The organism is Hymenobacter metallicola (genome assembly GCF_004745645.1).
GTDB lineage: Bacteria > Bacteroidota > Bacteroidia > Cytophagales > Hymenobacteraceae > Hymenobacter > Hymenobacter metallicola.
This window is the reverse complement of the sequence record NZ_SRMB01000001.1, coordinates 1775141-1789908: the sequence shown is the minus strand read 5'-3', so window position 1 is coordinate 1789908 and position 14768 is coordinate 1775141. Positions and strand designations below refer to the sequence as shown.

10 protein-coding genes are annotated in these 14768 nt (G+C 60.8%); 1 reads left to right on the top strand and 9 read right to left on the bottom strand.

Annotated elements, in window-relative coordinates; all coding sequences use genetic code 11:
- The first annotated feature begins 22 nt into the window (after positions 1 to 22).
- Positions 23 to 1378 (top strand): NAD(P)H-dependent oxidoreductase, encoded by a 1356-nt coding sequence (locus E5K02_RS07540; protein ID WP_135393604.1) that lies wholly within the window; start codon positions 23 to 25, stop codon positions 1376 to 1378.
- Positions 1379 to 1483: 105 nt separating this feature from the next.
- On the opposite strand, the gene E5K02_RS07535 is transcribed toward E5K02_RS07540, so the two are convergent.
- The 9 genes from E5K02_RS07535 to E5K02_RS07495 all read right to left on the bottom strand — a co-directional run bounded on the left by E5K02_RS07535 (position 1484) and on the right by E5K02_RS07495 (position 14751).
- A complete protein-coding gene (locus E5K02_RS07535; protein WP_135393602.1) occupies positions 1484 to 2506 on the bottom strand; it encodes a glycosyltransferase family 2 protein in 1023 nt (340 codons plus the stop codon).
- A gap of 43 nt (positions 2507 to 2549) precedes the next feature.
- Entirely contained in the window at positions 2550 to 3776 is a 1227-nt protein-coding gene (locus tag E5K02_RS07530; RefSeq protein WP_167856316.1) for a glycosyltransferase family 61 protein, read from the bottom strand.
- 37 nt (positions 3777 to 3813) lie between these two features.
- The gene (locus tag E5K02_RS07525; RefSeq protein WP_135393598.1) at positions 3814 to 5049 is read right to left on the bottom strand and encodes a glycosyltransferase family 61 protein; all 1236 of its coding nucleotides are present in this window, start codon (positions 5047 to 5049) and stop codon (positions 3814 to 3816) included.
- Positions 5050 to 5065: 16 nt separating this feature from the next.
- Entirely contained in the window at positions 5066 to 6310 is a 1245-nt protein-coding gene (locus E5K02_RS07520; protein ID WP_135393595.1) for a glycosyltransferase family 61 protein, read from the bottom strand.
- A 36-nt stretch (positions 6311 to 6346) separates the two neighbouring features.
- Positions 6347 to 7306, bottom strand: a complete 960-nt coding sequence (locus E5K02_RS07515) for a GDP-L-fucose synthase family protein (RefSeq protein ID WP_135393593.1) — start codon at positions 7304 to 7306, stop codon at positions 6347 to 6349.
- A gap of 60 nt (positions 7307 to 7366) precedes the next feature.
- Positions 7367 to 8479 (bottom strand): GDP-mannose 4,6-dehydratase, encoded by a 1113-nt coding sequence (gmd, locus tag E5K02_RS07510; protein ID WP_135393591.1) that lies wholly within the window; start codon positions 8477 to 8479, stop codon positions 7367 to 7369.
- A gap of 475 nt (positions 8480 to 8954) precedes the next feature.
- Positions 8955 to 11864 carry an Ig-like domain-containing protein gene (locus E5K02_RS07505; RefSeq protein ID WP_135393589.1) on the bottom strand — a complete coding sequence of 970 codons (2910 nt, stop codon included), beginning with the start codon at positions 11862 to 11864 and terminating at the stop codon, positions 8955 to 8957.
- 805 nt (positions 11865 to 12669) lie between these two features.
- Entirely contained in the window at positions 12670 to 13863 is a 1194-nt protein-coding gene (locus E5K02_RS07500; RefSeq protein ID WP_135393587.1) for a hypothetical protein, read from the bottom strand.
- Between the two features lie 12 nt (positions 13864 to 13875).
- Complete coding sequence (locus E5K02_RS07495) at positions 13876 to 14751, bottom strand: alpha-1,2-fucosyltransferase (RefSeq protein WP_167856315.1); 876 nt, start codon at positions 14749 to 14751, stop codon at positions 13876 to 13878.
- Between the last annotated feature and the right edge of the window lie 17 nt (positions 14752 to 14768).

The window sequence follows — 14768 nt, the reverse complement described above, 5'->3', positions numbered from 1 at the left end:
TTTATTCTTACTCGCAACACGCATGATACTAGTTGATAACGCGCTGGCTGAGCGGCAGCGCCTGGGCCAGCCCATCCGGGTGGGTATGATCGGAGCCGGCTTTATGGCCAAGGGCGTCGCCCGGCAGATTTGCCGCTACGTAGCCGGTATGGAGTTGGTGGCTATTGCCAACCGCACCCTCGACAAGGCCCGCGCCTGCTACGAAGAAGCCGGTACGCTGGCCCCGCGCGAAGTAGCCTCCGTGGCTCAGCTCGAAGCCTGCATTGCCCAGGGCCTGCCCGCCATTACCGACGACGCGTTGCTGCTGAGTCGGGCCGAGGGTATCGACGCCATTATTGAGGTGACCGGCGCCGTGGAGCACGGCGCCCACGTGGTGCTCGAAGCCATTCGGCATGGCAAGCACATTGTGCTGCTCAACGCGGAGCTGGACGGCACCGTAGGGCCCATTCTGAAAGTGTACGCCGACCGCGCCGGGGTGGTGTATACCGTCGCCGACGGGGACCAGCCGGGCGTGACGCTCAACCTGGCCCGCTTCGTGAAAGGCATAGGGGTAAAGCCCGTGCTGTGCGGCAACATCAAGGGCTTGCACGACCCGTACCGCAACCCCACCACCCAGGAAGGCTTTGCCAAGCAATGGGGCCAGAACCCGAGCATGGTCACGAGCTTCGCCGACGGCAGTAAAATCAGCTTCGAGCAGGCCGTTATTGCCAATGCCCTGGGCATGCAGGTGGCCCGGCGGGGTATGCTGGGGCCCACGGTGGCGCCGGGCACGCCCATTAGCAAAGCCGCCGAGTGGTACCCGCAGGAGCTGCTGCTCGACGGTGGCCCGGGCCTGGTCGATTACGTGGTAGGCGCCGAGCCGGGCCCCGGGGTGTTCGTGCTGGGCACCATCGACGACCCGGTGCAGCAGCACTACCTCAAGCTCTATAAGCTAGGGCCCGGGCCGCTCTACTGCTTCTACACGCCTTACCACCTGTGCCATTTTGAAACGCCAACCACGGTGGCCCGCGCCGTTCTGTTCAAGGATGCCGCCCTGGCCCCGGCTGGCCCCATGCGCGTGGAGGTCGTCACGGCGGCCAAAATTCCGCTATTTGCCGGGCAAACCCTGGACGGCATTGGGCACTACCACACCTATGGCCTAGCCGAAAATGCCTCGGTAGCCGACCAGGAGCGGCTGCTGCCCATCGGGGTAGCCGAAGGCTGCATCCTGCGCCACGACGTGCCCAAAGACCAGGTCTTAACCTACGACGACGTGATTCTGCCCGAAGGCCGCCTCATCGACCAGCTGCGTCTGGAGCAGGCTGCCTACTTCGGCCTGAATAGTGCTGCCCGCAGCCGCGTCGTGGTACCGGCCGAGGTAGCTGATAACGTCGGTTAGAACAGCTCGGAAAGTGCACTGCTGCCAAAAGCGCCGCTCCTCAAGCTGGGGAGCGGCGCTTTTGGCGTTTTTAGTAAGTAGTCGACTTGGTCGGGCGTGAAAAAATTAGTGCGGTACCAGGGTAGCATAGTGGGGCGTGGTTGGGGCTGGCGCCGGGCTCGTTGGGGCGGAGCCCGCCGGCTGCCAGCCCCGCCGGGCCCGGGCCTGTATCAGTTGGCGACTCGCGCGCACCTGCTGCCAGTTCTGCCACACGTAGCGGTAGGCGGGCAGCGAGCTGCGTTCAAAGAGCAGAGAGTAGCACAGAATAGCCAGCTGCCGGGGAATGGCTCGTAGCAGCAGCCGTGGTGCCTGGGCCACCGTCGTGTTTTTGATGAGCAGCAGCCACTGGTTTTTTACCGCGTCGGTCTTGATGGCGCTGGCCAAGTGGTTGCGTAGCCGTAGGTTGGCGGGCAGAAACTGCCGGGGATGCAAGGCGCGGCAGGAAGGCTCGAACCAGGTGCGCCAGCCGTAGAGCCGCCCGCGCCAGGCCACGTCCCAGTCTTCTTTATGCGCAAAAAAGCGGGGGTCAAAAAAGTGGCCTTCTACCCGCAGATCATCAATAAACCGGCGGCGGAACAGCGGTAAGGCTCCATCGGCCCCATCCACGTAGCCGGGCTCCGGGGCGGCCTGGCTGAGGCGCTGCCGGTGCAAGCGCAAGCCAAAGCGGCCATCGGGCAGGGCATTCATACCGGCGCTGTCAATGTAGGGGTCGGCCTCCTGACTTTGCACCAGCAGCCCGCACACCGTTCCAATCTGCTCGTCGCGCTGCATGGCGGCCACGGCGTTGGCCAGGTAGTCGGGCTGCATTTCCACGTCGGGGTTTACCAGCAGCACATAGTCGGAGCGGGTGCGGTCGAGGGAATAGTTGTGGCCCCCGCAGAAGCCGGTATTCTCCGCGAGTCGGTGCAGGCGCAGGCGGGCGTCGGTGGCAGCCAGGGCTTCTACCCGGGCGCAGGTATCGTCGCGGGAAGCATTGTCGACCACCCACAGCTCAAAATCGGTATAGGTCTGGGCCAGGGCCGAGCGAAGGCAGGCCTCCACCGAGTCGGCACTGTTCCAGGTAACGAGCGAAAGCAGAACGGAAGGCATAGCGTAACGGGCAAAGGTGAAAACAGGAAGTAGGCGCCGGTCCTTAAATCGTAACAACTTCAGGCATAGCTTGCTGCAAGGTGCGCCGCAGGGCCTTGATATCCACGGTCAAGTCGTCGCGGCGGTCAGCCGAGGCGTTCTGGGAAGAGGCATCGTCGCGGTGGCTGATGAGCGGGTAATGGGGCATGTCGAGCCGGGAGGTCAGATCCAGGTAGTCGGCCACAATCAGGTTACGCGGCAAAAACTCGATAAGCGGGGTACCGGGCTGGCAGAACAAGATGTTGACCAAGCCCGCCCCCACGGGCCCTACCACGGCCCGGGCCCCGGAGAATAAAGCTACCTTTTCACGCAGGTTCAACTCGCTCAAGGCGTAGCTCTCGAAGCCGTATTCCCGCAGCACTGCTTCTACCTCGGCCTCATTGCGCACCTGCCGGAACGAGGCGTCGCGGCGGGTAACGTACACCAGGGGAGCGAAGCGGCGGGCAGGGGTGCCAGTATCGAGCGGCCGGAAGGAACGCTGCATAAATTCCCCAACCCAGCGGGGGGCGTGGCGGCCCCCACCGCGCACCGACGAGGTGACAATCAGCGTGCGGGCCTGCAGGTGGGAATTACTTTTTACGTCGATAATCTGCTCGTCGCGCACGCCCAGCTCCCGCAGGGTTTCGAGGGCAAAGCTGTGGCCGCGGTCATAAATCAGGAAGTAGTCGATGGCATCCCACAGGCCGGCTTCCTGCACCAGGTGCAGGCGGGGCAGCGAATCGAGCATCCAGTGGTAATAGTTGCCAATGGCCGCGCCCCCGCCCGACAGCAGGCTGCATACGGTACCTTCTACTTGGCGGGGCGAGGTAAAGTAGCTCTGGTGGAAAATTGGGTTTTCGGCGGGGGTGGCCAGCGCGAAATTGACGGGTGAAAACTGAAGGGAGACATCCCCCACCAGCTGGTTGTTGGCCGCTATAATGGCCACACTATTGATGTCATCGACATTCACGCGCCCGTTTTCCAGGGTCAGCACAAAGGCCGGGGGCATGAGTTCCTCGGTGGCGACGGGTTCGTAGTAGCTCGGCCCGGAGGTTAAAAAGACTTCCGGTACCTGCAGGTGCGACGTATAGGCGGGGTATACTTCCGAATAGGCCGTACTACTACCGGCCTGATTGGCCAGTGCCGCGCTGCTGGGGGCTACTCCCACGGGGCGCAGATGGGGGTGATAGGGAATAATTTCCCGCAGCATGCGGCCGGCGCGCCGTTGAATTCGGGCCAGGAGGTCGTGCATGGTAGTAGAGGTTGTGGAATGGAAGAACAGGTAACTGCTACTGGGCAAGGGCTGTAAGAGCCCGGGGCGAAACATTCTGCAGCTTGTGCCGCAGCGTGTGCAGGTCCACGGTGAGGTGCTCACGCCATGCTTCGCGGCGTGAGGTGATGGGCCCGGCCGCTGGTTCGGCTACCAGATACTGGTACTCCAGGCCAAGGCGGTAGCAGAGCTCGGGGTATTCCATGACGGTGAAATGCTTGGGGAACATCTCGATAACTGCTGTGCCTGCTGGCGCAAAAACCAGGTTCGCCAAGCCCGCCCCCGTAGGAGCCACCACTATTTTGGCGCCGGCAAACAGGGCCACTTGCTGCGCAAAAGAGTACTCGCCCAGCACGTGGGTTTGAAACCCGTATTCCTGCAGCAAGGCTTCTACCTCGCCTTCATTGAGGACGTGACGGCCCGGCGCATCGCGACGACTTAGGTACACGCAGGGGCTAAATTCCTCCGGGGCCGCCGCCGGCAGCAGTTCCTGGCGCAGAAAGTCACAGGCCCAGCCCGGGTTGTGCGTGCCCTGTCCGCGCACGGCCGAGGTCACTACCAGGCGGTCGGCTACCAGGTGGCCGTGGGTGCTTACGTCCAGCAGCTGCTCGGGCCGAATGCCCAGGGCCAGCAGCGAGTCGACGACGAAGCGCCGCTGCTTGTCATAAATCAGGAAGTAGTCGATGGCGTCCCACAAGCCGGCTTCCTGCACCAAGTGCAGGCGGGGGAGGGAGTCGATGAGCCAGTGGTAGTAGTTGCCCGTGGCCGCGCCCCCGCCCGACAGCAGGCTGCACACCGTGCCGGCTACCCGCACCGGGGCCTTAAACCAGCGCTGGTTGAATACGGTATTGTCCTGCGGCCGGGCCAGGTCGGCCCGGGCGGCATCGTACTGGAAGGAAGCATCGCCGACCAGCTTGTTATCGGCGCTAATGACGGCCACGCTCAGCGTATTATCAGCTAGCAGCCGCCCTTGCTCCAGCGTGAGAACAAAGGCGGCGGGTTGCTTTTCAGTACGGTTGGGTTTGGCGTGCAAACCGCCGTAGTCACTGATTTGGTGGTACAGGTCGTCGGGTACCGGCCACTGCGACTTGTAGCTGGGGTAGATTTCCTGGTAGCTCGCCCCCGCGCCCGGGTGGGCGGCCAGCTGCTGGCTGCTCGGGTAAACGCCGACGGGACGAAGATGAAGATTGTGCGGTACAAATTGCCGCAGTAAGCGACCAGCGCGGCGCTGAACGCGGGGTATCAAGTCGCTCATAATCGAGAACGTTGTGTTAGGTTTCCAGTTCTAGTTCACGGTGCTGCGACGACTTCTTGACGCGGTCCATCAGCCGTTGCACCCGCTCCCGCAGCACGGCTACGTCCACGGTCAGATTTTCCCGGCTGGCATCCCCGTGGTTGTCGGCCAGCTCGGGGCTGTCGCCGATGAGCCAGTCGTAGGGCTTGCCCAGGCGGGCACTCACCTCGCAGTAGTCGCCCAGGGCAAAGCTGCGGGGCAGCAACTCCAGCAGGGGAGCTTCCAGGGGCGAGAAAATGATGTTGCAAAGCCCGGCCCCGATAGGCGACACCACCGCCTTGGCCTGACTGAACAGTTCCACCTTTTCGGCAAAGGTCAGATCCGACAACGTGTAGGTGGTAAAGCCAAACTCCTGGCTGAGCATGGTTTCGACCTCGGCCGCGGGCAGTACCACCCGGGCCGGGGCATCGCGGCGCGAAATGTAGATGTAGGGGTTGAAATCCCGGGTGCGGGCCGCGGGCAGGTAGGTTTCGCGCAGGTAGCTGAACACCCAGTCGGGCGTGTGCACCCCGTTGCCCCGGACCGGAGAGGTCAGCAGCAGCCGGTCGGCGCGCAGGTGGCGGTGGGAGTTGACGTCAATCAGGCGCTCGGGCCCGATGCCCAGCGGGGCCAGGGTTTCGAGCATAAACCGCAGATTCCGGTCGTAGACCAGGAAGTAATCCACCGAGTCGAGCAGGCCGGCTTCCTGCACCAGGTGCAGGCGGGGCAGCGAATCGACCAGCCAGTGGTAGTAGTTGCCCAGGGCCGCGCCCCCGCCCGACAGCAGGCTGCACACCGTGCCCCGCACGGGAACGGGCTCCAGGAAAAAGCGCTGCCGGAAAATGTTGTTGTCTTTGGGCGTTACCGTGCGCCAGTCGCCGCGGGCATACTGAAACGATACGTCGCCAATCAGCTTGTTGTCGGCTGAAATGACGGCAATGCTGTTGAAGTTATCGGCGTAGATGCGCCCGTTTTGGACTTCCAGGGTGTAGGCGGCGGGTACTTCTTCGCGGTGCGGATATTTGTCGTAGATGGGGCCGGCCTCGTAGAGCGCCGGGGGAATATCAAGCGTGGAGGTATAGGCCGGGTAGAGCTGCTGGTAGAAAACGCCGCTGCCGGGTTGGCTGGCTAGTTCTTTACCGGTAAGATGCAGGCCTACGGGGCGGTAGTGGCCGTTGTAAGGAATAACTTCCCGGAGCAGCCGGCCGGCTCGTCTTCGGGCCCTGAGTAGCACGTCGTACATAATACATCAAGGAAAAAATGTGTGGTTGAGTGCAGATTAGGCCAGGGCCTGGAGCGGGGAGTATTTCACAGCCGAACGCCAATCGGCGCCGGCAATAACGGATTGCAGACCTTCGGTTAGCCCAATCTGGTGCTGCCAGCCCAGGGAGTGCAAGTAGCTTACATCGAGCAGCTTGCGCGGGGTGCCATCGGGCCGGGAGAAGTCGTAGATAATTTCGCCGACGTAGCCCGTCAGCTCGGCAATGAGCTCGGCCAGCTCCTGAATGCTGATGTCGCGGCCGGTGCCAATGTTCACGGGCTGGGCGCCGTCGTAGTGCAGCAGCAGGTGCAGGCAGGCATCGGCCAGGTCGTCGACGTGCAGAAACTCGCGCCGCGGCGTGCCGGTGCCCCAAATCGAGACCCGGGGCAAGCCTTTCTCGGTGGCCTCGCCAAACTTGCGCAGCATGGCGGGCAGCACGTGGGAGTTGGCCAGGTCGTAGTTGTCGCCGGGCCCGTAAAGGTTGGTCGGCATCACCGAAATGAAATTGCAGCCATACTGGGTCCGGTAGGCCTCGCAAAGCTTCAGACCCGCAATTTTGGCAATGGCATAGGGCTCATTCGTCGGCTCGAGGGCGGCCGTCAACAGGTACTCCTCCTTGATGGGCTGGGGGGCCAGTTTGGGGTAGATGCAGGAAGAGCCCAGAAACAGCAGCTTGCGCACGCCGTGCTGCTGGCTTTGGCGCAGCACGTTGTTCTGGATCATCAGGTTGTCGTAGAGAAAATCGGCCCGGTAGGTATTGTTGGCATGAATGCCCCCCACCTTGGCCGCGGCCAGCAGCACGTATTCCGGCTTTTCCTGCGCAAAGAAATCTTCCACGGCGGCCTGTTCGCGCAGGTCCAGTTCGGCGGAAGTGCGTACTACCAGGTTTTCATACCCGGCCTGACGCAGGCGGCGCACCAAGGCCGCGCCCACCATACCGCGGTGGCCGGCCACATATATTTTAGCGTGTTTTTCCATTAGATGAGTAAGTGAATCCGGAAAGGGATGAGGCACCGCTGTTATTGCTGGCCAGTTGCCTTACTCATCGTGGTACATTACCTGGTGGCCGGCTTCGAGCAGCACGGTGTCGCGGCGGAAGAGCTTCACGTCGGCCTGCACCATGTCGGCTACCAGGGCGGGCAGGTCGTACTGCGGCTCCCAGCCCAATTCGGCTTTGGCCCGGCTCGGGTCGCCGATGAGCAGCTCGACTTCGGTCGGGCGGAAGTAGGCCGGGTCAACGGCCACCACCACCTGCCCCTCGGGTACCTGGTAGTCGGGGTTGGCGCAGGATACTACGTAGCCTACTTCGCTGACGCCTTCGCCCACGAAGTTGAGCTCAATGCCCAGCTCGGCGAAAGCCAGCAGAATAAAGTCGCGCACGGTGGTCGTCACGCCGGTGGCAATGACGTAGTCGCGGGCCTCGTCTTGCTGCAGCATGCGCCACATGGCCTCCACGTAGTCGCGGGCGTGGCCCCAGTCGCGGCGGGCGTCGAGGTTGCCCAGGTAGATTTTCTGCTGCAGGCCCATGGCAATGCGGGCCACCCCGCGGGTGATTTTGCGCGTTACAAAGGTTTCGCCCCGCATCGGCGACTCGTGGTTGAACAAAATGCCGTTGCAGGCATACATGCCGTACGCTTCGCGGTAGTTTACCGTAATCCAGTAGCCGTACAATTTGGCCACGGCGTAGGGCGAGCGGGGGTAGAAGGGCGTGGCTTCCGACTGCGGTACCTGCTGCACGAGTCCGTACAGCTCGGAGGTAGAGGCCTGGTAGATGCGGGTTTTCTGGGCCAGCCCCAGAATGCGCACGGCTTCGAGCAGGCGCAGCGTGCCCAAGCCGTCCACGTCGGCGGTGTACTCGGGCGTGTCGAACGACACTTTCACGTGCGACATGGCCCCGAGGTTATATATCTCGTCGGGCTGCACCTCCTGCACAATGCGAATCAGATTGGTTGAGTCGGCCAGGTCGCCGTAGTGCAGCTTGAAGCGGACGTTGGCTTCGTGCGGATCCTGGTAGAGGTGGTCAATCCGGTCGGTGTTGAACAAGGACGACCGGCGCTTGATGCCGTGAACCTCGTAGCCTTTGCTTAGCAGCAGCTCGGCCAGGTAGGAGCCATCCTGACCGGTAATACCGGTAATGAGTGCGCGCTTCATAGAAACCAGAAATAACAAGGTGAATCGAAAGGAGCTGTTCCGGCAAAAGCAACTCAAATGTGCTTTATAGAACTTTACTATCAAATTATTGTATTTAATTCGTCAATAGCAACAGTTGTAATAAAAATATTTATTTTAAATATAAGTAAAGTCAAAATAGAGGATATATCTGACAGCCTAGCTGTTGAACTGGCGTAAAGCTTATAAATAGGGTATTGTCAAGCTTGCCGGACAGTGAGCCTGTGTTTACCATGCTGATTACCAGCCTGTGGCCCCAGTGTGCCCACAGGAGAATATGCCTGCCTTACCTGGCCATGCAAGACTAGGCCATCGGCACCCAAGCTGGACCGGGAGTTTCCGGCCAGCAGCTAACAGATGCATTGGCCCGGAAACGGTAGTAATGCCAAAAGCCTGACCCTCGGCTGAGGATCAGGCTTTTGGCATTAGAATGCTAGGGCTGAGCTGCCCCGGCGGACTATTTGGTCACCTGGATGCTTTTACCGGCCAAAGAGCCGTTAGTAAAGCGCAGGAAGTAGTTGCCGGCGGGTAGGCTGCTCACGTTGAGCTTGTCGTTCGACACCCCTTTAGTAAAGGCTACGTCCGAGTTCTGCACCACGGCGCCGCTTTGGTTGAGAATGGCAACCCGCATGGTTTCCGTCTGAGCCGCATTCAACTCAATGCTCAGTTCGTTGGTCATGGGCGAGGGGTAGGCCGATACGCTGGCTACCATCGGCGAAGAGGAGTTCAGGTCGAACCGCGACTGAGTGGAAGTAGCGGTGCCCGTGGTCTGCCGCCATACTTCAATGCCCGAGAGGTTGGCATAGCCGCCCGAAGTCGTTACGTTCAGGGTACCATCGGTGACGTTGGCGGTGAAGGGGCCTACTTTCTCCCACTTACCAGCCGAGCCGCTGTTGTAGCCCGAGCGCACGGTCTGGCCTTCGACCAGGATGTTATACGTCTCCGGGTTGTTGTCTTCCCACACATAGAGGTACACCTTGTAGGTACCGCTTGGCACGTTGCTCATCGCCATGCCCGTGGTGTTGCCATACACCGAGGAGCGAATCATGCTGGCCCGGGTGGCGTCGGTGGCGGGGTTGAGGGTGATGTTCTGGTTGGCGAAGGGCGTGCCGATGATCTGGACGCCCGAGGCGCCGCTGCTGGCCTGCCAGGCGTTGCCGTCCAGGGTAATGGCCGGCCCGTTCACGTTGATGGCCCGGTAGAAAGTTGCCGTCGAGGTTACGACAGGAGCATTAACCGTTACCGTTACCGAGCCGGAGTTGGTGGTAGCGCCGGCGTTGTCGGTGGCGCGGGCCGAGAGGGTCAGGGTGCCGGCCGAAGCGGCCGTGTAGCTGAGCTGGTAGGGTGCCGAGGTGTCTTCGCCCAGCTTGGTCGAGCCGTTGAAGAACTCGACTTTGGCGACCGAGCCATCCGCGTCAGCGGCCGTGGCCGCCAGGTTCAGCACTGCGCCAACGGTAACCGTCGAAGCAGCGGGGGCCGTGAGGCTAACCGTGGGAGCCTGGTTGGTGGGGGTAGCAGAACCGGCCCACAGTTCAATGCCCGACAGGTTGGCGTGACCACCCGAGGTAGAAGCATTCAGGGTGCCGTCGGTGACGTTGGCGGTGAAGGGGCCTACTTTCTCCCACTTACCAGCCGAGCCGCTGTTGTAGCCCGAACGCACGGTCTGGCCTTCAACCAGGATGTTATACGTCTCCGGGTTGTTGTCTTCCCACAGGTACATATAAACTTGGTACGTGCCATTGGGAACGGTAATGGCAGCGCCCGTAGTGTTGCCGTACACCGAGGAGCGAATCATGCTGGCCCGGGTGGCGTCGGTGGCGGGGTTGAGGGTGATGTTCTGGTTGGCGAAGGGCGTGCCGATGATCTGGACGCCCGAGGCGCCGCTGCTGGCCTGCCAGGCGTTGCCGTCCAGGGTAATGGCCGGCCCGTTCACGTTGATGGCCCGGTAGAAGCTGCCCGCTACTGGTGGGGTCACTACGCTCGTCACCGTTACCGTTACCGAACCAGAGTTAGTCGTTGCCCCAACGTTGTCGGTGGCGCGGGCCGAGAGGGTCAGGGTGCCGGCCGCGGCGGCCGTGTAGCTGAGCTGGTAGGGTGCCGAGGTATCTTCGCCCAGCTTGGTCGAGCCGTTGAAGAACTCGACTTTGGCGACCGAGCCGTCGGCATCAGCGGCCGTGGCCGTCAGGTTCAGCACGGTGTTAACTGTCACGCTCGAGTTGCCGGGCGAGGTCAGGCTCACTGTAGGGGCCTGGTTGGTGGTGCCACCGCCGCCACCGCCACCGCCGTTGGTGTTGGGGCCGGTACCAATGGTAATGCCGTTTTGCTGGAGTTTGCTCACCCAGCGGGTCCACTCGGCCTGCTCGGTCTGCAGGGTGATGGGGTTGGGCAAATGCTGGGTGTTGGTGTGGATCTGAAAGCCGTAGTCGCCGTTGTCGTTGCGGTCGGGGAAGGGGTTGTTGGCTCCCCACTTGACCATGCCCATCACGTTGCCGTCGACCTGGTGGCTGCCGAAGACGGCCTGCTGGTAGAAGTTGAAGACGGCAATGCCGCAGTAGGTGGCGTTGAGCTTCTGGCCGTTGGGCAGCAGCCCGCTGGTGACCATGCGGTTGTTGTTGAAGCGCACGTGGTGCCCGCCGGCAATGTTCATGGCCGAGTTGCACGTCGATACAAACTGGTTGTTCATCGCGTCGAGGTAGCCCTGCTGCGAGTCGCCGGTGCCGTCGATGATCATGCCCGTGCCGGTAAAGGCGTTGCCGGTAGCGGGGTAGGGGTAGGCGCCCTGCACGTAGTTGTCGTGCACGTTGATCGGGCTCTGGGCCGTGCCGCCCGAGTTGTAGAAGTTAATGTTGTCTTCTACCAAGGAGTTGTTGGGCTCGTTCACTACCTGATTCCAGGCTACTTCCACGTTGGCCAGGTTAGCCACTTTGTTTGCGCTCAGGAAGTTGCAGAACGTGCCGCCGCCGTTGCGGTAGCGGCCATCGATATTCTTGGCCATGTTGCGACGCACTTTCAGCGTCTGCGCTGGCGAACCATCACCGCTCCACATATAGATGGCGATGCCGGTAGTATGTTCAAAGTAGTTGTTCTCTACCGTAACCGACTTGGCCGAGTTTACTTCGAGAAAGCGGCCGTGCCGCTCGTTGTCGATGCTTTGCTGCAGGCCGTAGCCGCGGTTGTTGCGCACCGTTAGGTTGTAGCCGCCGGCATTGGCCAGGATCAGGTCGCCGGCACCCGCCAAGATGCAGTTCTCAATGATGACGGGCTGGGTAGTTTGAATGGTGATGCAGGGAACACGCGAGTTGGTGCTCTTGAAATTGCCGGTGTAGGTGCCACCTTGGGTAATGGTAATCGGAGCGGAGTAAGTCACATTGGGCGCTTGACCCTGGGCCCGGAGTGACGCGGGAAAGAAAGATGAGACCAACAGCACGAGCGCCAACAGGGGCAGAAAGTGTGTACCAGAGGAGATGTTCCGGTTAAACCGGAACTGAGGTCCAGAGGTGTTTTGCATTCTGTGTGTTATTAAAAATGTAAACCCTATATAGGGATGTTGTGAAAAACCCGGCATAAGAACAAATCGTTTCATTAGCCGTAATTGTTTTTTTACAATTGCTCGTTAGGCGGCGTCAGCTAGGCTTTTAAGGTGTCTCCCGTCTGTTCGTATGCAGAAAACCGAGAGCTTATGAGTGTCATTGGGTGATTAGCCACGCGTATCGCAACCACCAAACGTACCAGCCAAGGACCTTAAAAGCGTATTAAAGAGCTTTTTCCAACTTCACGAGGCCAACATCATCTAGCGGCGCTTCACTTAAGTACCGCATTTCAACTCTTTTTTGGTGCAACTCAAATCACCTTTCTAGGGGCTTTACAGAGCACTTTTGAAAAAGTTAATCAGTCTTTAACTTGTAATAGTCCTAAAACTGATATCGAGGTTCAATGCAAATGTATAAAAATCATTTGTTATGCAAGATGCATGACAAAATAATATGTATTGTACTTAAACAAGTTGTTCTTAAACATTGTCTTTGGACTGTGCGCATATGAGCTCCAAGGCCGCTTTTTGCGGCAAGTCTGGTAAAAGTCAAGACAATAAAAAAAGCACCCCATCGGGTGCTTTTTTTATTGTGTAGTAGATGAGGTAGTTATCTGCTGCTTGCGCGCATCGCTAAGCTCAACTAGGGGCGTTGAGCTACCGCCGCCGGCTGAAAACCCGGCCCCAAGTGCACCCCGTTTTGCTGGAGTTTGCTCACCCAGCGGGTCCACTCGGCCTGCTCGGTCTGCAGGGTGATGGGGTTGGGCAAATGCTGGGTGTTGGTGTGGATCTGAAAGCCGTAGTCGCCGTTGTCGTTGCGGTCGGGGAAGGGGTTGTTGGCTCCCCACTTGACCATGCCCATCACGTTGCCGTCGACCTGGTGGCTGCCGAAGACGGCCTGCTGGTAGAAGTTGAAGACGGCAATGCCGCAGTAGGTGGCGTTGAGCTTCTGGCCGTTGGGCAGCAGCCCGCTGGTGACCATGCGGTTGTTGTTGAAGCGCACGTGGTGCCCGCCGGCAATGTTCATGGCCGAGTTGCACGTCGATACAAACTGATTTTGGTAGGCATCAATATACCCGGTAGCCGTGAGAACGGAGGCCTGGTCGCCATCGGTAATCAGGCCCGTGCCCGAAAACTTGGGGGCCGTGGCCGGGTAGGGGTAGGCACCCTGCACGTAGTTGTCGTGTATGCGCATCGGGCTCTGGGCCGTACCCGAGGAATTGTAGATGTTGATGTTGTCTTCGACCAAGGAGTTGTCGGGCTCGTTCACTACCTGATTCCAGGCAATTTCAACGTTGGCCACGCCGTGCACTTGGTTTAAGGAAATAAACGAGGCCGTCGTGCCGCCCCCGTCCCGGTAGCGGCTGTCGATGCTGCGCCCGGTGTTACGCAGGATTTGCAACGTCTGGGTGGCCGAGCCGTCGCCGCTCCATTGGTAGACGGCAATGCCGGTAGTGTGCGCAAACGAGTTATTCAGCAGGCGCAGACTGCGGGCCGAGTTAATCTCGATGAAATGCCCCCGGGCCGTTTGGTCGCGGCTGGGCCGCAAGCCTATGCCCGTGCAGTGTTCCACGGTCAGGTCGGCCCCGCCGTTGGGCACGTCGATCAGGTTGCCGGCGCCCGCCAACTGGCAACCCCGCAGCGTGACCGGCTCAGTGGTCATGATGCGGATGCAGGGCACGGCCGAGTCGGTGCTGCGGTAGGAGCCCGTGTAGATGCCGCCCTGCCGGATGACGAGGGTGCCCGCTTCGGAAGGAGCCGTGAGCTGGGAGCCGGGAAAGAGCAGGCAGGCCCCGCTGAAGAGCCAGGCCGCCCGCAACGACAGGAGGGAGAACATGGGGGATAGCATCTACTGGTCCAGAAAAACGGCGAAATCCTGTAGGCGCAAGTCCTGATTAGGCTGCTCTAAATGCAGCAGGGGCACCTGTCCGTAAAAAGAAGCCCACATGGAATACGAACTGGGTGGGCCCACTACGTAGTCGCAGCCGGCCAGGGCGTAGAGGTCTTCCACAAAATGCCCGGTGGCGGCGTGCACCCGTAAGCCGGCAAAGTCGGCGAAGTTCAGCTCCTCGTTCGAGCACAGCAGAAACACGACGCGCCGGCTGGCCGGCAGCTGCTCCTGCACCGCCCGCATGGCCCGGGCATAGGTGGCGTTGTCGTAGTAGTAAGCGCCGTTGTTGTAAGTGGCATAGTCGCCCCGGCGAATGTGGACGCCCACGACCACGTCGGCCGTTTGCCGCAGGGCGCTCAGCAAGGCGGCCACGGCGAGGCGGTGAGTTTCAATGGGGGCAAACAACTGACGTAGCAGGGCGCCGTGGCGGGCGAAATTGCGTTTGTCGCGAAACTGCCAGCCGTGGGCCAGCACCAACCCGCTACGGGCCGCGGCCAGGTAGGCCGGCTGGTTGAGGTCATAATCCTGGCCGGCCTGATCGGTGAGCAGGGCCGCCCGGCGGGGCAGCAAGCGGCTGGCGCTCTGGAGCAGCCCAAACGCCCGCGGATGCTGCACCAGGTTCAGGAGCCGGTCGAGGCCGCTCTGGCGAAAAGCGTGCAGCCGCACGGGCAGGCCGCCAAAGTTGCCGGTGGCCGTGGCTTCGAAAAACGGGGCGTAGCCGCCGAAGCTGGGATTGGCCAGCTCGTAGCCATACTCGGCCGCGTTAGCCAGAAAGTGAGCAAACAGAAACAACCGGTTGCCCAGCTGCCCGGTACGTTTGACGAGAATAACCACGGCTAGAAGCGGATAAG